Source organism: Thermoanaerobaculia bacterium (genome assembly GCA_035717485.1).
In the GTDB taxonomy this organism is placed as follows: Bacteria; Acidobacteriota; Thermoanaerobaculia; order UBA5066; family DATFVB01; genus DATFVB01.
Genome location: DASTIQ010000145.1, coordinates 1 through 18,312 on the forward strand (window position 1 = coordinate 1; position 18,312 = coordinate 18,312).

At 69.0% G+C, this 18,312-nt stretch carries 20 protein-coding genes; 7 read left to right on the forward strand and 13 right to left on the reverse strand.

Annotated elements, in window-relative coordinates:
• Together VFS34_07460 and VFS34_07465 are read right to left on the reverse strand one after the other, a co-directional pair.
• Positions 1-666: amidohydrolase family protein (locus VFS34_07460; protein HET9794283.1), on the reverse strand; the 666-nt coding region annotated here is incomplete at its 3' end.
• A 252-nt stretch (positions 667-918) separates the two neighbouring features.
• A complete protein-coding gene (locus tag VFS34_07465; protein ID HET9794284.1) occupies positions 919-2,079 on the reverse strand; it encodes an acyl-CoA dehydrogenase family protein in 1,161 nt (386 codons plus the stop codon).
• Between the two features lie 71 nt (positions 2,080-2,150).
• On the opposite strand from VFS34_07465, the gene VFS34_07470 reads away from it, so the two are divergent.
• Positions 2,151-2,348 carry a PLD nuclease N-terminal domain-containing protein gene (locus VFS34_07470; GenBank protein HET9794285.1) on the forward strand — a complete coding sequence of 66 codons (198 nt, stop codon included), beginning with the start codon at positions 2,151-2,153 and terminating at the stop codon, positions 2,346-2,348.
• A 322-nt stretch (positions 2,349-2,670) separates the two neighbouring features.
• Here the strand turns inward: VFS34_07470 and VFS34_07475 are convergent, their stop codons facing one another.
• From VFS34_07475 to VFS34_07500, 6 genes are all read right to left on the reverse strand, one after another.
• Positions 2,671-3,453, reverse strand: a complete 783-nt coding sequence (locus VFS34_07475; GenBank protein HET9794286.1) for a hypothetical protein — start codon at positions 3,451-3,453, stop codon at positions 2,671-2,673.
• Positions 3,450-4,271 carry a hypothetical protein gene (locus tag VFS34_07480; GenBank protein ID HET9794287.1) on the reverse strand — a complete coding sequence of 274 codons (822 nt, stop codon included), beginning with the start codon at positions 4,269-4,271 and terminating at the stop codon, positions 3,450-3,452. Before VFS34_07480 ends, VFS34_07475 begins: the two co-directional genes overlap by 4 nt.
• A gap of 62 nt (positions 4,272-4,333) precedes the next feature.
• On the reverse strand, positions 4,334-5,758 hold the full coding sequence (locus VFS34_07485; GenBank protein ID HET9794288.1) for a sodium:solute symporter family protein: 1,425 nt from the start codon (positions 5,756-5,758) through the stop codon (positions 4,334-4,336).
• 133 nt (positions 5,759-5,891) lie between these two features.
• Positions 5,892-7,067, reverse strand: coding sequence for an amidohydrolase (locus VFS34_07490; GenBank protein ID HET9794289.1), 1,176 nt, complete (start codon positions 7,065-7,067; stop codon positions 5,892-5,894).
• Positions 7,064-7,477 carry a thioesterase family protein gene (locus tag VFS34_07495; protein HET9794290.1) on the reverse strand — a complete coding sequence of 138 codons (414 nt, stop codon included), beginning with the start codon at positions 7,475-7,477 and terminating at the stop codon, positions 7,064-7,066. The genes VFS34_07490 and VFS34_07495 overlap by 4 nt, the downstream gene beginning before the upstream one ends.
• Positions 7,474-8,622, reverse strand: a complete 1,149-nt coding sequence (locus VFS34_07500) for an MFS transporter (GenBank protein ID HET9794291.1) — start codon at positions 8,620-8,622, stop codon at positions 7,474-7,476. Before VFS34_07500 ends, VFS34_07495 begins: the two co-directional genes overlap by 4 nt.
• A 116-nt stretch (positions 8,623-8,738) precedes the next feature.
• Here VFS34_07500 and VFS34_07505 point away from each other — a divergent pair, with 116 nt between their 5' ends.
• A complete protein-coding gene (locus VFS34_07505) occupies positions 8,739-8,990 on the forward strand; it encodes a hypothetical protein (protein HET9794292.1) in 252 nt (83 codons plus the stop codon).
• Positions 8,991-9,087: 97 nt separating this feature from the next.
• Here the strand turns inward: VFS34_07505 and VFS34_07510 are convergent, their stop codons facing one another.
• From VFS34_07510 to VFS34_07530, 5 genes are read right to left on the reverse strand one after another with little or no spacing between them, the layout of a single operon-like run.
• Positions 9,088-9,444 (reverse strand): DUF5818 domain-containing protein, encoded by a 357-nt coding sequence (locus VFS34_07510; protein ID HET9794293.1) that lies wholly within the window; start codon positions 9,442-9,444, stop codon positions 9,088-9,090.
• Positions 9,441-10,706: an NAD(P)/FAD-dependent oxidoreductase gene (locus VFS34_07515; GenBank protein HET9794294.1), complete on the reverse strand. Its 1,266-nt coding sequence runs from the start codon at positions 10,704-10,706 to the stop codon at positions 9,441-9,443. Before VFS34_07515 ends, VFS34_07510 begins: the two co-directional genes overlap by 4 nt.
• A 41-nt stretch (positions 10,707-10,747) precedes the next feature.
• On the reverse strand, positions 10,748-10,936 hold the full coding sequence (locus tag VFS34_07520; protein HET9794295.1) for a CPXCG motif-containing cysteine-rich protein: 189 nt from the start codon (positions 10,934-10,936) through the stop codon (positions 10,748-10,750).
• Positions 10,933-11,421: a hypothetical protein gene (locus VFS34_07525; GenBank protein HET9794296.1), complete on the reverse strand. Its 489-nt coding sequence runs from the start codon at positions 11,419-11,421 to the stop codon at positions 10,933-10,935. The genes VFS34_07520 and VFS34_07525 overlap by 4 nt, the downstream gene beginning before the upstream one ends.
• The gene (locus tag VFS34_07530; GenBank protein ID HET9794297.1) at positions 11,418-11,672 is read right to left on the reverse strand and encodes a hypothetical protein; all 255 of its coding nucleotides are present in this window, start codon (positions 11,670-11,672) and stop codon (positions 11,418-11,420) included. Before VFS34_07530 ends, VFS34_07525 begins: the two co-directional genes overlap by 4 nt.
• Positions 11,673-11,917: 245 nt before the next feature.
• Between VFS34_07530 and VFS34_07535 the strand changes: the two genes are divergently transcribed.
• The 5 genes from VFS34_07535 (at position 11,918) to lptD (ending at position 18,143) form a co-directional block, all read left to right on the forward strand.
• Complete coding sequence (locus VFS34_07535; protein ID HET9794298.1) at positions 11,918-13,105, forward strand: thiolase family protein; 1,188 nt, start codon at positions 11,918-11,920, stop codon at positions 13,103-13,105.
• Positions 13,106-13,197: 92 nt separating this feature from the next.
• A complete protein-coding gene (locus VFS34_07540; GenBank protein ID HET9794299.1) occupies positions 13,198-14,406 on the forward strand; it encodes a class I SAM-dependent methyltransferase in 1,209 nt (402 codons plus the stop codon).
• Complete coding sequence (locus VFS34_07545) at positions 14,406-15,098, forward strand: CoA transferase subunit A (GenBank protein HET9794300.1); 693 nt, start codon at positions 14,406-14,408, stop codon at positions 15,096-15,098. Before VFS34_07540 ends, VFS34_07545 begins: the two co-directional genes overlap by 1 nt.
• Positions 15,095-15,760 (forward strand): CoA transferase subunit B, encoded by a 666-nt coding sequence (locus VFS34_07550; GenBank protein HET9794301.1) that lies wholly within the window; start codon positions 15,095-15,097, stop codon positions 15,758-15,760. The genes VFS34_07545 and VFS34_07550 overlap by 4 nt, the downstream gene beginning before the upstream one ends.
• A gap of 34 nt (positions 15,761-15,794) precedes the next feature.
• Positions 15,795-18,143: an LPS assembly protein LptD gene (gene lptD / locus VFS34_07555; protein HET9794302.1), complete on the forward strand. Its 2,349-nt coding sequence runs from the start codon at positions 15,795-15,797 to the stop codon at positions 18,141-18,143.
• Positions 18,144-18,312 lie beyond the last annotated feature (169 nt).

Here is an 18,312-nt window from a genome sequence, read left to right on the forward strand (position 1 = left end):
GAAGACGTTGGGATGGCGCCGCGCCAGGAAGAACGCGGGCTCGCCGTAGAGCGGCCGTCCCGAGTGCGCCAGGACGATCGGCAGCCTCGGAAAGTCGACGGCCACGTCGTCGACCGGCATGGGATCGGCGAACCGGTTTCGGGCGGACGGGAAGATCGACGTCCCGGTGTGAATCATGACGGGGACGCCCGCCTCCTCGGCCGCGCGGTAGATCCCGGCGAGAGTCTCGTTCCCGTCGAGGTGGGCGTTGGCCCGGAAGAGCTGGTGCGGGGGATGGAGCTTGATCATCCGGATGCCGGAGTCGAAGAGCCGGCGTGCGTCTCCGTACCCGTCCTTCGAGAACCGCGGATGCACGGAACCGACCGCGATCAGGCGGTCGCGGTGATTCCGGCAATATCCGGCGATCCACGCGTTGACGTTCTCCGAGAGGCCCAGGGTATCGGGCGCGACGTAGTTGATGAGGCACCCCGCTTCGATCTCCTGTTCGTCGAAATAGCGGAGCAGCGCTTCGGGCGAATTCTCGATCTCGGAATAGCGTTCCAGATCGCGTCGCCCGCGCGTGATGAACTCCAGCGATTCGGCATTGAACTCCGAATGGGGCTGGACGTGCAGGTGGACGTCGATGACCGGCACGAGCGACAGTTTAGCAACGTTGGTTCGCCGCATCGTCGAAGCGGACCCCACGCGCCGCTGAACTCGCGGGGAGCGAATGCACCCGGATCGTCTGATTCATCGTTCGGAGAAGCGACGTGCCGAGGGATCAACTCTCCTCATGACCGTGAGGCGCGGCCAGACGCGAGCCAGACGGGATGCGGGGAACCCGGCCCGCGGCCAAGGCGTACCGTGGCGTACGTTGCGGCCGCGGGCGGGATTCACGCGCCCGTATGGCTCGATGGATGGTCCGCGCCTGTTGAGGCGCTAGCCGGCGGCTTCTTTGGTGATGGCGCGACCGATCACGAGCCGCTGGATCTGGTTGGTTCCCTCGTAGATCTGCGTGATCTTGGCGTCGCGCATGTACTTCTCGATCGGATAGTCCTTGCAGTACCCGTACCCGCCGAAGAGCTGCACGGCATTGGTCGTCACTTCCATGGCGACGTCGGTCGCGAAGACCTTGCACATCGCGGAGTACTTGCTGAAACCCTTCACGCCGGCGTCGATCGCAGAAGCGGCGGCATAGATGAGCTGACGGGCGGCCTCGATCCGCGTCGCCATGTCGGCGAGCATCCACTGCACGCCCTGGAACGAGGCGACGGACTGGCCGAACTGCTGCCGGTCGCGCGTGTAGCGGATCGCGAGATCGAGGGCGCCCTGCGCGAGGCCGAGCGCCTGCGCGGCGACGGCGGGGCGCGCCCGATCGAGCGTCATCATGGCGTTGGCGAATCCGCCGCCCTCCTTGCCGCCGAGGATCTGCGCTTCGGGAATCGAGCAGTTCTCGAAGTGCAGCTCGTGGACGGGGACGCACCGGATCCCCATCAGGTCTTCCTTCTTCCCGATCCGGAACCCGGGATGGCCTTTCTCGACGAGGAACGCGGTGATGCCGCGCGAGCCGCGCTCCGGATTCGTGGACGCGTAGACGGTGTAGAGCGACGCCGCGTTGCCGTTCGTGTTCCACTTCTTCTCGCCGTTGACCACGAAGCTCCCGTCCGGCTGGCGCTCGGCGCGGCAGGAGAGCGAGCCCGCGTCCGAGCCGGATTTCTTCTCCGAGAGCCCGAACGCGATCAGCTTCTCGCCCCCCGCGATCTTCGGCAGCCATTCGTGCTTCTGTTCTTCCGTGCCCCCGAGGATGATCGGGAACGAGCCGAGCGAATTGACGGCGTACAGGACGCCGAACCCCCCGCACACCTTCGAGAGCTCCTCCACGACCAGGCAGAGGTTGAGCACGCCCCCGCCGGCGCCCCCGTATTCCTTCGGGATCCAGACCTTGAACAGGTCGTATTTCTTCAATCCCTCGACGGCGGACCACGGGTACTCGGCGGTCCGGTCCCATTCGGCGGCGTGCGGCGCGACGTATTTCTCGGCGCACTCCCTGGCGCGCTCGACCCAGTCTCGGTTCTCGGGGGTGAGCAATTCGCGGATCATCGAGCCATCCTTTCGACGGAAGAGCCGCGGTAGGATACCGAAAAACCGGGTTCCCGCGCAGGAGGTGAACGATGCCGCTTTCGCTCGCTTTCGTCTTCGGCCGCGTGTACGGATGCGCGTCGCTCCTCGTGCTCGCACTCGACGTCTATTCGATCGTCCAGATCGCGGAAAGCGGCCGCTCGACCGCCCGCAAGGTGATCTGGATCCTGCTGGTGATCTTTTTCCCGCTGGGCGGGGCCATCCTCTGGCTCCTCTTCGGGAAGAAATGAGAGGCGCGGTGATACGCGCCGTTATACGGGTCGGTCGGGTCCGCCGGCGGGCGCGACGTACGCCCCGGTACGCCTTGCCCGCCGGCCGGCCCCGCCCGAACCCGTCTTCCGGCACGTCTGACCGCGCCTCGGGATTTCACTGGGCAATCGTTGTATCCGGCGACGGTAGGCCGTTCGCACCGGCAACACTGAGGCGCGGCGAGACGCGAGCGAGGTGGGATGCGGGCAGTCCGCCGCATCCCGAAGCGTACCGGTGAGCGTACGTTGAGGACGCGGCGGGCGGCACGCGCCCGCATCGCTCGATGGATCGCCCGTTGGCCGATCAGAAGGTATGCGTGAGGCCGAGAAGCCCGCGATACCTCACCCGGTCCGGGTCGCCCGCGACCTCTCCGCCCATCCCCGCATAGAAGAGCGTCTGCAGGCCGATGCGGTGGCGCAGCCCGAGCTCGATGCCGACCGACACCTTGCCTCCCGTCAACACGCTCTGCCGGACGACGACGTCGGCCATCGCGAGCGTGTCGGTGCGCCAGGGACCGAAGGGCCGGGCGTCGAACCCGATGAGCCCGTAGACCCGGTTACGGCGTTCGTCGGGGCGCGTGCTGCCGACGTACAGGGCGCCCGCCGTCGCGTGAAGACGGAAGGATTCGAAGGAGCGCGTGGCGATGAGCTCCGCGGAGACGTTCGTCCCGTGCGACGCGAATCCCGTCGCGAGGATGCCGTCGGCCCGGACCGCGAGAGCGGGCGCGTGGTCCGTCTCGGTGTGGAGCGCGGCGAGCGCGTGGATGTCGAGATCGCCGGATCCGATGCCGCGGCTGGCGTTCATGGTGGGATTCGTGAGGAGCCGCGAGTCGGCGCCGATCTCGAGCCCGCGGAGGACCCCGGCCACGAGCGAGAAGGCGGGGCCGGCATAGTCGACGTTGTCGAGGCGCCGCGCGTAGGCGTAGTCGGCGGACGCCGAATAGGTCCCGCGCTCGAGCGGCGCGGCGTCTTCCATCGCGACCGGCCGCGCGGCCTCGAGGTTCGAGACTTCCTGCGCTGCCGCCGGGTGGGCGAGCCCCGCGGCGGCCGCCGCGAGCACGGCGGCGATGAATGCGCGGCGCATCATTTTTCGACTCCGTACCGGCGTCCGACGGCCCGGACGGCTTCCCGGCGCGCGGCGGGGGTGGGCGACGCGAGCGCCTCGAAGACCTCGATCCGGAAGAGGGTCGCGCGATCGAAGAGCTCCGCGGCGATCGGATAGCTCGCGGAGAAGGTCGGCGCGTACGTCCGGTACCAGGAAGCCTGGAGCGGCGCGGCCGGGGCTTCGAGCTCCCGGTCGTACTGCTCGATCGTGTTCTTGATTTTCCAGCGCTGGGCCCGGAAGGCCGAGGCCGCGAGGTCCTCGGCGGCATGCGCGAAGAGCGAGTCGCCTTCGAGGAGCAGGCGGGCGGTCGAGAGCTCGCCCAGCCGCGGATCGACCGGGGCGGGGGGAGGCGACGCGAGGACGAACCGCGACCGGCGGTAGCGGTCGAGGCTCTTCTCGACGCGCGACGAGGTCGTCTCGGGAGAAGCATCGGTCGCGGCGAGCGCGTCGGTGACTTCCCGCTCCAACCGGTCCGCCTCGACGAGCGCCCCGAAGAGGCCGGGGGCCGCGCGCGCGAGGAGCGGAGCGCAGAGCCGGGCGTCGGGCGGAAAATCGGGAAGGCGGCGGATCGTCTCCCGGAACGAGACGGCCAGCCGCCGGTCCACCTCCGGCGTGATTCCGCCGATCCACGCCGACTCGAGGGCGTTCCACCGCCCGTAGCGGACCGCGTTCTCCCGCCGGTCGAGGTCGGGAAAGAACCGGTGCACGGCATGCGCATGGACGCTCGCGAACGGCAGGTGAATCCCGGTTCCGGAGCATGCCGCACAAAGGAGAGCCGACAACAGCGCGGCACGTTTCATCGGAAGGCGAATTCTAGCCCGGCGGCGTATCCGCCTGCCGAAAATCGCCGATGCCGGCGGGATCATGATCTCCCCCCGGAAGTCTCCTCTCGGGACGCCGGGTAAGGAGCCGCGCCGACGTCGCCGGGGCACTTCCCGGCGATGCGCGTCCGCGCGATCGCGAAGAGGAGCACCGCGAGGTTCGCAGCGGTTCCGGCGACGACGGGATCGCGTCCGAGCCCGAGCGGGGGGAAGAACCGTCCTCCGAGAGCGACGGCTCCTCCGGTGACCATCGCCGCGATCGCGTCGCGGCCCGGCACCCAGAGAGGCCGGAAGAAGCCGAACAGGATCGGCAGGATCATGCCGGCGGCGAAGATCGAATATCCGAGACGCAGCGTCTCGACGATTTCGCGCATCTGGAGGGCGATGACGAGGCCGACCGCGCCGAACACGGGAACGATCGCGCGGGCGGCGGCGATGCCCGGCCGGCGGCCGAATGCCGGGGCGACGTCGCGGATGGCCACCGAGGCTCCGGTCAGGAGAACGGAATCCGCCGAGGACTGCATCGTCGCGATGAGCGCGACCGCGACGAACGCTCCGAGGAGCCCGGGGGCGAAGGCGCCGAGCGCGGCCGGAAGCGCCTGCGCGTCCGAGCCGAGCGCCAGGCCCTGTTGCCGCGCCGAGAGCGCGATGAAGGCGACGGCCGCGCCGAACGCCACCTTCGACGCCGCCGCGCCCGATGCGGCCAGACGGGCGGAACGCGAGTCGCGGCACGACAGGAGCTTCGCGTAAACGTCGCCGCCGACGAGATGCGGCAACCCGACGAGGAGGAGCCATCCCCCCACGTCTCCCCAGCCGAGCGTCGGCGACACGGGGAAGGCGAGGCTCCCGGCGGGAGGGGAGAACCGGCCGCCGATCGCGCGGGCGGCGGCGAGAGTGCCGATCCCGAGGATTCCCGCCACCATGAGGGCATACTGCACGAAATCGGTCCGGACGACCGCGTACTGACCTCCGAGCGAGGTGTAGGCGATGAAGACCGCGGCCGAGAGAACGAGCGCCCGCGTCGCCGGCAGCCCGGTCATCGAGGTCAGCACGGCCTGGGACGCTTCGACGAGCAGGGCGAACCAGACCACCTCCGCGATCGCGACCAGCGCGCCCGCGGCCGTTCGCGCGCCGGCGCCATAGAAGCGCCCCGCGATCTCGGGAAGGGTCATGGCGCCCGTCCGGCGAACGCGTCCGGCGAGCCCGAACGCGAGGAGCGCGAGGCCGACCGCCCCGGCGAGATCGATCCAGATCCCGGAAAGACCGTGCCGCCAGACCAGGGCCGCGCAGACGAGCGTCGACGAGCCGCCGGTGGTCGTGGACGCGAGCGCGACGAAACCGCGGAACGGTCCGTAGGAGCGGTCCGCGACGTAGAACGCGGACTCCCCGGCAGACGCCTTGCGGCGCGACGCCAGGCCGATCGCGAGCATCGCGAGGAGGTAGGCCGCCAGGAGGACGGCGATCATCGAAGGCGCATCATTCCACACGGGCTCGCCGTCGTCCTCCGGGGGCTCTCGCCGAGGCGCGGCCAGACGTGCGGGAAGACGCGCGCGGACGGTCGTCCGCGTCCCGTATAACGGCGCGTATGGTCCGCGCCCGTTACCCGCGAAGGCGTTCCGACAGTCGGCGCGCGCACGCTTCCAGCAGCAACGTTCCGACCGCGAGCGCCCGCTCGTCGAAGTCGAAGACGGGAGAGTGGTGGGGACGGTACGCTCCCGGCAGTCCCGATCCGACGAAGAAGAAGCAGCCCGGCACGCGCGCGAGATAGACCGACATGTCCTCGCCCCCCATGGTGCGCGTTTCGACCACGGATCCGGCGCCGAGGATCTCCTCGGCGGCCTCCGCGACGAGCTCCGCGATCGAGCGGTCGTTGACCGTCGCCTCGTTGATGCGCCGGTAATCGATCTCCGCCGTCACGCCGCACGCCCGCGCGACGCCCTCGGCGATCCGCGCGATCTTCCCCGGGAGCGCGGCATGCGCCTCCGGCGAGAACGACCGCGCGGTCCCCTTCATCCGCACCTCTCTCGGGATGATGTTGAAGGCGGTTCCGCCGTGGATCGCGCCGACCGTCACGACGGCGGGGTCGAGAGGGGAGATCTCCCGCGCGACGATCGTCTGGAGGGACTCGACGATTCTTGCCGAGGCGAGGACCGCGTCGAACGTCTCGTGGGGCGCGGCGCCATGTCCGCCCGGCCCGCGCACCACGATCTCGAACTCGTCGACCGCCGCCATCTGCGGGCCCGAGACGAGGCCGATCTTTCCGACGGGAAGCGGGTTCCAGAGGTGAAGGCCGAGCGCGGCCGAGACGCCGTCGAGGGCGCCGTCGTCGACCATCGCGCGCGCGCCGCCGGCTCCTTCTTCGGCGGGCTGGAAGAGGGAGCGGAAAGCGCCTCCCGCGGGATCGCGCGCGAGCCGCTCCGCGACGGCGAGCCCGATCGCGACGTGGCCGTCGTGTCCGCACGCGTGCATCTTCCCGGGAACGGAGGAGACGTAGGGGACCCCGGTCTCTTCTTCGAGCGGCAGAGCGTCCATGTCCGCGCGGATCATCACGCGCGCGGCGCCTTCCTCGCCCAAATCGGCGACGACGCCGGTGCGCCCGATGCCGACGCTCGGAACGAGACGGGTCTCGGCGAGGCGGTCGCGGACCATCCCGGCCGTGCGGGTTTCCTCGAACCCGAGCTCGGGGTGGCGGTGGAGATCGCGGCGGACCGCGATCAGACGCTCGAGTTCCCTCTCGGGGAAGGCTTTGAGCGCGTCGTCGACGTTCCCGTTCATCGAACCTCCCCGCGCGATGCCGTCCCGTCCTCGAACTCCTCGATCCGGCGGCGCAGCGCATCGGTGAAGACCCTTTTGCCGCCGCCGTGCCAGTCCCAGAGCACCTGGGTGCTGCGCCCCTCCGCGACGAGCTCGCTTCCGCGCGTGATCCGGTATGCGAAGTCGAACGACGACGTGCCGATGCGGGGGCACCGGATCTCGACCTCGAGGACGTCGCGCATGTGGGCGGGAAGGCGGTAATCGATCGAGGCGGAGGCCATCACGAATCCGATGTCGAGGTGGCTTTCGAGGCCGACCGCCGCCTCCCAGTACTTCTGACGGGCGAATTCGAAGTAGGAGAAGTAGACCGCGTTGTTGACGTGCCCCATCGCATCGATGTCGCGGTAGGGCACCTCGATCGAAACCTTCACCGGCTCCTCTTGAGCGTCAGCGACAGGGCCGCCGCGGCGGCGGCGATCGCCGCGCCCGTCCAGTGCGGCCCGAAGCGGCCGAACCGGAAGTACGCGATCTCGCCCCAGAGGGGACCGAGGATCCTCCCCAGCGCGGAAACCGACTGGTAGGCGCCGAGCACCGTGCCGCGATCCTCGGCGCGCGCGTCCTTCGAGACGAGCGAGGAGAGAGAAGGGTTCGTCGTTCCGATCCCCACCGTCAGGGGGACGAGCGCCGCCATCACGAGCGGCATTGCGAGGGACAGCGGCATGAGCGCGAGCGCGACGGCGACGGCGAAGCCTCCCGCCACGACCAGGCGGCGCTCGCCGAGGGCGCGCGTCAGCGGCCCGATCATTCCTCCCTGGACGAGGGAGATCAGGACGCCCACGTAGACGAAGAGGAACGCGACGCGCGAGGGGGTCGCCCCGAGCGCGTCGTGGAGAAACTGCGCGAACGTCGCCTCGAAGTTCGAGAACGCGAAGGTGAGGAGGAAGAAGATCGCGAGAAGCGAGGCGATCGAGCGGTCCCGGAGGGCGCGGCCGAGGGCCGAGAGCCCCCGTTCGACCGCCGAGCCGTGGCTCCGCTCCGGCTCCCGGAGGAAGATCGCGGTCGCAACGAAGGCGAGAGCCGACATCACGGCCGCCGCCACCCCCGGCGCCCATTCTCCCCACCGGACGGTGACGCCGGCGATCGCCGGGCCGAAGATGAAACCGAGGCCGAACGCCGCGCCGATCATCCCCATGCCCTTCGCGCGCGTTTCGGGCGTCGTCACGTCCGCGACATAGGCCTGGGCCGTCGAGATGTTGCCGCCGGAAATTCCGTCGATGACGCGGGCCGCGAACAGCATCGCGAGCGAGTGCGCGAACGCGAAGAGGAGATATCCCGCGACCGAGCCGGCGAGCGAGAAGAGGAGCACGGGCTTGCGTCCGAAACGGTCCGACAGTCGCCCGAGAACCGGCGCGGCCGCGAACTGGGTCGCCGAGAACGCCGAGAGCAGCAGCCCCATCGCGAGGGCCGACGGGCGGTAGCGCTCTCCATAGAGCGGGAGGAGCGGGATCACGATCCCGAATCCCATCAGGTCGATGAAAACGATCGCGAAAAGTGTGGCGAGGGGGCCGCGCTTCACGCGGGGACTGTACTGGAGGATGCGACCGGGCTCAAACCGCGCGCGCCGCGAAGTCCCGCGGGCGAAGGCGGACGGATGCGCTCCACCGGAGCGTATAGTCGGCCATGGAGGCTGACATGGACGACGTCAAAAAACCCGCTCCCGTGGAAGACGCTCCGGCGAGCTCCGGCGACGGCTCGGAGAGCTTCTGGAACGAGGCGCGAACGCGCGGCCGCGCCGCGGGGGAACGGGTCGGCCGGGAATGGGAGCGGATGTCCGAGAACGCGAAGGAGTACGCCGACGAGCACTCCGTCGGGGTGGCTCTCGGTTCTCTGGGGGTCGGAATCGCACTCGGGGTGCTGATCGGACTGCTGATCTCCAGAGATTGAACGCGCGGGCTCGCGCACGACGTCGGTCACGGGTCCTGAGTCGCGAGTCGAGAGCCGAATTCGCTCCGAGGTTTTCCGCGCGACGTTCCGCGACGGGTTACCGCGCCGGCTCGATCCGGACGACGCGGATGGTGCCGGACTCCGCGTCGAGCGTGCCGAGAACGCGAACCACGCGGTTCGCCCAGCGGCGGGCCGCCTTCTGGTCGTCGAGCTGGTAGACGTCGCCCCCCGCGTGGTCGGCGAGGACGTATTCCTGACGGTACTTCTCGCAGCACTCGCGCGTGCAGACCGCGTCGTTCGGAAGATGGTGCTGCCCCTTCATCCGCGTGTGATCGAGCCCGCATTCGCTGTCGGAGATCGTTCCGGTGAAGAGGGACGGAAAGCTTTCCGCGGAGAAGAGCGGCGCGGAAAGGAGAATGGCGAAGAGAACGAAACGCGCCGCGCGCCGCGTCACGCGCCCGCCTCCGGCTGGGCCTTCCGAGCCTTCCGGATCTCGCGTTCCGCGAAGAAGAGGAAGAGATTGCTCCAGAAGCGGAGAAGCCCGGAGCGCGCGAACACCCCGCCGGCGAGAATGCTCGTGACCGAGGAATAGAGCGCCCGGACCGGCGGCTTGCTGTAGAAGATTTCGCGGAACGCCGGCTCGTAGAACCCGACGACGTATTTGCGGAAGCGCTGGAAGCCGCTCCGCGCGAAGCGCTCGTATCTCCGGAGGTCCGAGCTTCGAACGATCTCGCGCCGGTCGAGGACGCGGTCGATCGTTTCCGCCGCCTTTTCTCCGGTCGCCATCGCGAGGAAGACGCCCGACGAGAAGATCGGGTCGAGAAATCCCGCGGCGTCGCCGATCGCGACGTAGCCGTCGCCGACGAGGTTCCGGACCCGGTAGGAATAGTCGGACTCCGAGACGACCGGAATCAGTCTCGTGGCGTCGCGCAGCCGGTTCCGGACCGTCTCGTTCGATTCGACGAGCCGATCGAACCGCTCTTCGAGCGTCGCGCCGGACGGAATCGTGTCGCTGACGACCCCGACGCTCCACGTCCCGTCCCGGAAGGGAATGAACCACCACCAGCCGCGGTCGAAGACGACCATGCGGATGTCTCCCGGCGTCTCGTTCTCGCCGCGAGGGACGTTGGCGAAGTGGGTGAACAGCGCTCCGCGGCGGAGTTCGTGCTCGGGGACGATGCCGCCTTCGGAGCGGGCGCCCATGGCGGCGCGGCCGGTCGCGTCGACGACGATCTTCGCCGAGAGAGCGCGCGCCGTTCCGTCCGGATCGAGAGCGTCGACGCCGGCGACCGCGGCGCCCTCCCGGCGGAACGCGGTCACCCGCCAGCCGAACCGGACCTCGGCTCCCGCTCGCGCGGCCGCCTCGAGGAGGATCTCGTCGAGCTCGGCGCGCTTGACCTGGAACGCGAGGCCGTAGCCGCGCTTGAAGCCGTCCGCGAAGACCACCTTCCGGTCGGCCTCCTTCCCCTCTTCGGTGAAGTAGGCGCCGAGCTTGTGCTGGAAACGCTCCTTGATCTCGTCGAGGACGCCGAGCTTCTGGAAAATCGGCGTCGAGAAGGGGAGGAGCGACTCGCCGATCCGGAACCGCGGAAAAGCTTCCTTCTCGAGAACGAGGACCCGGCGGCCGGCGCGGGCGAGCAGGTGCGCCGCCGTCGAGCCCGCGGGGCCGCCGCCGACGACGATCGCGTCCCAGCGGGATTCCGGGGAATCGGGCATCCCGCGATTCTACGGCATGGGGAACGCCCCTGCCGGCGTCCTCAGTCGTTCTCGGGGGAGACTTCCACCTCCGGATCGCCCCACTCGTCGAGCGTCACCCGGACCTTCCAGGGGCGGCAGCAGACCGGGCAGTCTTCCGTGTATTGCTGGAGCGCGCCGCCGGAGGGATCGACGGCGATCTCCGAGACCTCGCCGCAGCTCGGGCAACGGACCGGGATTTCGGGGATCAGGCGTCGCCCGTGTCGCGTTCCGAAACGAACTCCGTGTCGCGCTCCGAAAGGAACGACGGGGGCCGTCCGCCGTCGTCGCCGCATTCGGGGCAGGACGCCCACCCCCCGCTCGGCGCGGCCGGATGCGCGGGTGTCGTGAGCCGGCCGAACGCCCCTCCCTTGATGTGCCAGAGGAAGCACTCGTGCCGATAGGCCTCGAGCGCCGTTCCCGCGACCGTCCAGCCGAAGAGGACGTTCTCGACCGAGCCGCCGCAGCGGGAGAGCAGCGCCCGCCGCAGATCGCGGTCGTCGCGGCCGACCGCCTCGCGCACGCCGCCTCGCGGAAGCACTTCCTTGAGGTAGAACGCCCCGGCGATCCCGGCGGCGACCGAACGCCGCACGATCTTCTCGGCGAGCCGCTGCGCCTGGTAGACGACGATCTCTTCCTCGAGTCCGGGGAAGAGACACGCCTGCAGCAGCGCGCCGCCGGGCTGGGTCTCTCTCAAGACCCCGCGACCGCGCGCGGGAATCCGCGGTCGGAACGGAGCGTTCCCGCCGGGGTGAGAGCGATTTCGTGCCCGCAGCAGGCGCAGTCGAATTCCGGTCCGACCGAGAGGAGCGACCGCTCGACGCACAGGGTCGCGTCGCAGGAGGGACAGGCGACCTCGAAGACGTCGATCGGTTCGGCGGGAACCTTGTCGGGGCTGCCATGACGAAGGGCGTACGCCGGCATTTCGGACGCTCGGGTTCGACGCATCGGATCCTCCATTCGATATCGATGTTTTCCCGGATCGGGAAGGGGGGAGAGCGGTCGGAAAAGATCGCCGCGGCTTCCGGGAGGGGCGGTGAACATGCCGTCTGTCCTCTCGAACGCGACCACGTCGCCGTGTCGCTTCATTGTAGTGTTGCCGCGAGCGATTTGCAACGAAAAAAAGGATTTCCCTCCCCTTTGGTAAGATCGCCGCGGAGGGTTCGCGCCGTCCGTTCGGCGCGCAAACAGCCGTGCCGCAATCTCGAGGCGAAGTCGTCATCCTCTCGGCGTCCCGAACGCCGATCGGTTCCTTTCTCGGTTCCCTGTCCGCGCTGACCGCGCCGCAGCTCGGCTCGTCGGCGATCCGCGCGGCGCTCGCGGCGGCGGGCGTCGACGCCGGCGAGGTCGAGACCGTGATCTTCGGAAACGTCCTGCAGGCCGGCATCGGTCAGGCGCCCGCGCGCCAGGCGTCGCTCGGGGCCGGCGTTCCCGATTCCGTGCCCTGCGTCACGCTGCACAAGGTGTGCGGCTCCGGGATGCGGGCCGTCATGGACGCGGCCAACGGCATCCTCGCCGGGGAGTACGACCTCGCGGTCGCGGGCGGGATGGAGTCGATGTCGAACGCGCCGTATCTCCTGCCGAAGGCGCGCACCGGCTACCGCATGGGCAACGGCGAGCTGATCGATTCGATGGTGCACGACGGCCTCTGGGATCCGTACAAGAACGTGCACATGGGCAACTGCGCGGAGCTGTGCGTCGAGAAATACGCCTTCACGCGCGAGGAGCTCGACGCCTTCGCGCTCGAGTCGTTCCGGCGCGCGCAGGACGCGAATTCGAGCGGAAAATTCGACGCCGAGATCTCGAAGGTCGAGGTGCCCCAGAAAAAGGGAGATCCGAAGGTCGTCGCCCGCGACGAGGAGCCTTTCGCGGCGCCTCTCGACAAGATGCCGACGTTGAAGCCCGCGTTCCAGAAGAACGGCGCGGTGACGGCGGCGAATTCGTCGAAGATCAACGACGGGGCGGCGGCGCTCGTCGTCTGTTCGGCCGAAAAGGCGAAGGCGCTCGGAAAGACTCCGATCGCTCGGATCGTGGGATACGCGGGCGCGGCCCAGGCGCCGGAGTGGTTCACGACCGCGCCGATCGCCGCGATGAAGAAGCTCTGGCAGAAGAGCGGCCTGACGAAGGCGGACATCGACCTCTTCGAGATCAACGAAGCGTTCGCCGCGGTCGCCCTCGCCGCGATCCGCGACCTGGACCTCGACCCCGCGAAGGTCAACGTTCGCGGCGGGGCGGTCGCCCTCGGCCATCCGATCGGCGCGTCGGGCGCCCGGATCCTGACCACGCTCGTCCACGCGATGCGCCAGGAGAAGAAGGCGCGGGGCATGGCCTCGATCTGCATCGGCGGCGGCGAAGCGACCGCGATGATCGTGGAGGCGTAGGAGATCCGCGTCACGAATTTCCCGATCTCGGAATTCGTGCGGGTCCCGGGTTTCGGGCGTCGAAATTCGGACTTCGAATTCGCCGGGAGCCGATGACCGCCTCGACCGGAAGAATCGGCATCGATCGGGTCTACGGCGGCATTCCCCGCTTCGCCGCGGAGGCGCCGTGGTCGCGTCGGCTCGCCCTCCGCCTCCTCCGGCAGGTCCCCGCGGCCCGGGAAAGCGTCCGGTTCGGGGAGGCGGCGCGGGTCGCCGACGCGGCGGGCGAATCGGCGATCGTGTTCGTGTGCGCCGACCCCGAGGCGCTCGTTCCCCGCGCCGCGCAGGAACGCCTCGTGGCTTCGCTCGCGAAGGCTTCGGACGTCGCCGTGCTGTTCCCGGTCAGCAACGAATCGGAGTTGGCGGAGCTGCGTCGGCCGCCCGGCTTCGCCTACGCCTCTCTCTCCGAGCTCGAAGGGGTGGCGGAACAGGCCGCCCGGGGATCCTCGCCTCCGTTCCCGCTCTCTTCCTCGACGTTTCCCGTGTACGCGATCCGTCGCGAAGCGCTCGCGGGCGTTCCGGGCGATACCCCGCTCGCGGACCTCCCGGCGGCGCTCGCGGCGGCGGGTCGCCGGCTCGCCGCCGACGCGGGCGCCTACGTCCACCGCTACGGCGCGATGGACGCCTCTCCGCGAACCGACCTCGCTTCGAAGGTCCGCGCCGGCGCGGCGCGCGTCCTCGACATCGGCTGTTCCCAGGGCGCGACGGCGTCCGCGCTCCGGGCGGCCGGGGTGCGGGAGATCGTCGGAATCGAGCCCGATCCGGGAGACGCCGCGATCGCCGCCCGCGCCTGCGACCGCGTCGTCTGCCGGAAGCTCGAAGAGGTCGCCGAACGGTGGGAACGCTCGTTCGACGCGATTCTCTTCGGCGACGTGCTCGAACACCTGGAGGATCCCTCCGACGCGCTCGTGCGCGTGCGGCCGTGGCTCGCCGCGGAGGGGAGGGTGATCGCTTCGGTTCCGAACGTCGCGAACTGGGCCGTGATCGGCGGGCTCCTCGAGGATCGCTTCGACTACGTGCCGTACTCGACGCTGTCCGGCACGCACGTCCGGTTCTTCACGCGGCGCACCGCCGTCGATCTCTTCGAGGCGTGCGGATACGCGGTCGAATCGATCGACGGAATCGCCGGAGACCCGCCGCCGGCGGGCCGACGCCTCCTCGAGAAGCTCGCCGCGATCCGTGGCGCCTCGCCCGATCTCGGGGTCCTCGAATGGGTGATCGTTGCGCGCCCGTCGGACGGCCACTATGATCGTCCGGCGTGATCGACAAGGTCGTTCCGACCGCGCGTGAGGCGGTCTCCGACGTCTTCGATGGGGCGACGCTCGTCGTGGGCGGCTTCGGCCTCTGCGGCATTCCCGAGAACCTGATCCAGGCGCTCGTCGAGAAGGGCGTGCGCGATCTCACCGTCGTCTCGAACAACTGCGGCGTCGACGACTGGGGTCTCGGGCTCCTCCTTCGCACGCGCCAGATCCGGAAGATGATGTCGTCCTACGTCGGGGAGAACGCGGAGTTCGAGCGGCAGTTCCTCTCGGGCGAGCTCGACGTCGAGCTCGTTCCCCAGGGAACCCTCGCGGAACGGATCCGCGCGGGGGGGGCCGGAATCCCCGGCTTCTACACGGCGACGGGCGTCGGCACGCTCGTCGCCGACGGCAAGGAGACGCGAACGTTCGGCGCGCGCGAGTACGTGCTCGAGCGGGGGATCGTGGGCGATTTCTCCCTCGTCGCGGCGTGGAAGGGCGACCGCTACGGCAATCTCGTCTACCGGAAAGCGGCGCGGAACTTCAATCCGATGGCGGCGACGGCCGGGAAGATCTCGATCGCGGAGGTGGAGGAGCTCGTCGAGCCGGGCGACCTCGACCCCGAGTGCGTCCACACTCCCGGCGTCTTCGTCCATCGGGTCGTCGTCGCGCCGCGCCAGAAACGGATCGAGCGTCGGACGGTGAGAAAGTCATGACCCTCGACCGGGAGCAGATCGTCCGCCGCGCCACGAAGGAGCTGCGCGACGGCTTCTTCGTCAATCTCGGCATCGGCATGCCGACTCTCGTCGCCAACCACATTCCGGCCGGAATGGAAGTCGTGCTCCAGTCGGAGAACGGCATCCTCGGCGTCGGCCCTTATCCGGCCGACGCCGACGTCGATCCCGACCTCATCAATGCCGGGAAGGAGACGGTCACGGTGCTCCCCGGGGCGTCGTACTTCTCCTCGGCGGATTCCTTTGCCATGATCCGCGGCGGGCACATCGATCTGTCGATCCTCGGCGCGATGCAGGTCGACCGGGAAGGCTCGATCGCGAACTACATGATTCCGGGCAAGATGGTGAAGGGAATGGGCGGCGCGATGGACCTCGTGGCCGGCGCCCGGCGCCTCGTCGTCACGATGGAGCACGTCTCGCGGGACGGAAAGCCCAAGATCCTCGAAAAATGCACGCTGCCGTTCACCGGAAGACGCTGCGTCCATCGGATCATCACGGATCTGTGCGTCTTCGACGTCCGGCCGCAGGGCGAGGGGCTCGTGCTCGTCGAGACGGCGCCCGGCGTCTCCGTGGAAGAGATCCGGACGAAGACCGGATGCGGATTCGACGTCGCGGACTCCGTCGCGGTCATGGACGTGTCGTAGAACCGGCGCGGGAAAAGCGCTCGCGCTCCTCGCCTTGAAAAAGACGCTCCTCGCCGCCGCCGTTCTCGGATTCGGCGCGATCCCCGTCTTCGCCCAGCTCGCGCAGGACTCGTTCGACGCCAGCGATCCGTTCGCGCAGCGCTTCAAGGAGAAATCCCGGTTCGAGCTGAAGATCAAGCCCCCCAGGCCGGGGGGAGCCGTGAAGGTGACCGCCGCGCGCGAGGACTGCGAACAGAACCTGGACGTCTGCACGGCGACGGGCGACGTGCACCTCGTCTACCAGGACGTGGAAATGCGCGCGGAGACGCTCACGTTCGATCGCCGGTCGAAGATCGCCACGGCGGAAGGCAACGTCGTCATCGACGAGGGCCCGACCCGCATGGCCGGCCGGCGCGCGGTCTTCGACCTCGAGAAGAAGACCGGCACGATCGAAGAGGCCGAAGCGGATCTCCAGCCGACGTTCCACATCATCGCGAAATCGATCGCGAAGACCGGCGAGGCGACGTACGTCGTCGAGGACGGCGTGTTCACGGCCTGTTCGGTGCCCGACCCGGCCTGGTCCTTTTCGATGACGAAGGCGACGATCACGCTCGACGACTACGCGCGCATGCACGGCGTGACGTTCCACGCCCGGAAGGTCCCGCTCCTCTATTCCCCCTACCTGCTGTGGCCGACGAAGGAGGACCGCACCTCCGGCTTCCTCGTGCCCGGACTCGGCTACAACAACACCCGGGGCGCGTTCCTCGGCCTCACGTACTACTGGGTGACGGGCCGGCCGACCGACGCGACGACGGAGCTCGACCTGTACTCGCGCGGAGCGATCGGAGCCGGCCAGGAGTTCCGGTGGGCGCCCTCGGCGGAGTCGGCCGGCGTCTTCCAGGGCTTTCTCGCTCACGACAACGCGGCAACCCTCTGCGAGGCGGGAACGGCGACGGATCCGGCGCAGCTCTGCACCCTTCCGGACGGATCGACCGGCGTTCTCACGACGGGGCACGCGACGCGGTGGAAGCTCCGGCTGGACCACACGTCGAGCGACCTTCCCGGCGACGCGCGGGCGGTCGTCTCGATCCGCGACTACTCGGACGCGAATTTCCTCCAGGATTTCGAGCGCTCCTACAACCTCAATGCCGCACGCCAGATCCAGTCGACGGCGTTCCTCACGAAGAACTTCGGCGACGATTCGGCGAACCTGCGCCTCGAGCGGACCGAGACGCTCTTCGCGTCGACCGTCCTGCAGGAGCGCCTGCCCTCCCTCGAATACGCGCACCGGACCGCGAAGCTCGGCGCGTCTCCGCTCTACGCGGCGCTCGACGCCTCGTTTTCCGAGCTCTTCGTCAACCGCGGGAAGGACGCGGCCCACGGAAGCTACGAGCGGGGAGATTTCCATCCGGTCCTGTCCCTTCCGATCAAGGACATTCCCTGGCTGTCGCTGACGGCGCGCGGAGGGGGGCGGCTGACGTGGTACTCCGATTCGGTCACGCCGCTCACGACGACGGGCCAGGACTTCTCGGGGGACACGCTGACGCGCCGATACGGGGAAGCCGGTCTGTCGATCGTCGGCCCGTCCTTCTCGCGGATCTACGATTTCTCGTTCGGGCCGTTCGCGAAATGGAAGCACATCATCGAGCCGCGGGTCGACTATGCGTACGTCTCCCCGGTCAACGGCCTCGACCGGGTCCCGCTCTTCGACGAGATCGATTCTGTGTTCGGACAGAACGCCGTCACGTACAAGCTCGTCAACCGGCTCCTCGCCAAGGCGGGCGGCGAGAACGCTCCCTCCGCCCAGGAAGTGGCCACTCTCGAGCTCTCTCAGACGTACAACTTCGAGGATCCCCAGACCGTCGCGTTCGCGGGAGCGACGGTCGTCGAGCCGGCCCGGCGCGGCCCGTTCCAGGGACTCCTCCGACTCGCGCCGGTTCCCGCGTTCCATCTGGACGCCCAGGTCGCCTACGACGCGTCGGTGTCGCGGACGACCTCCTTCTCCTTCGCGGCGGGGGCGAACTGGGGCTCCGAATACGCCGCCCTGACGTGGACGGCGACCCGCCCGGTCATCACGACGCCGCCCGGCCCGCCGCCTCCGCCCGGAACGCCGGTCGTCGACCCGAACTCCGATTTCATCCGCGCTTCCGCCGGCGTCTACCTCTTCTCGAAGCACTGGAGGCTCGACACGCAGTTGAACTACGACGTCCGGCAGCGGCTGATGGCGGAAGACCGGACGCTGCTGTCGTACGAGGGGTCGTGCTACAGGATCCTGCTGGAGATCCGGAACCTGAGGAGCACGGTGACGGGATTCCCGTCGCGGCACGACTATCGGCTGGTGTTCAATCTGAAGAACATCGGGACGCTGCTCGACCTGAACGGCGGAATCGACAAATTATTCTGATGGGTGGGCGCGGACCATACGCGTCGTTATACGGGACGCGGGCGACCGGCCGGCGGGCGCAACGTACGCCCCGGTACGCCTTGCCCGCCGGCCCGGTCGCCCGCGCGCGTCTTCCAACACGTCTGGCCGCGCCCCGAACTCCTTTCAACGGAGATCACGATGGGGAAGG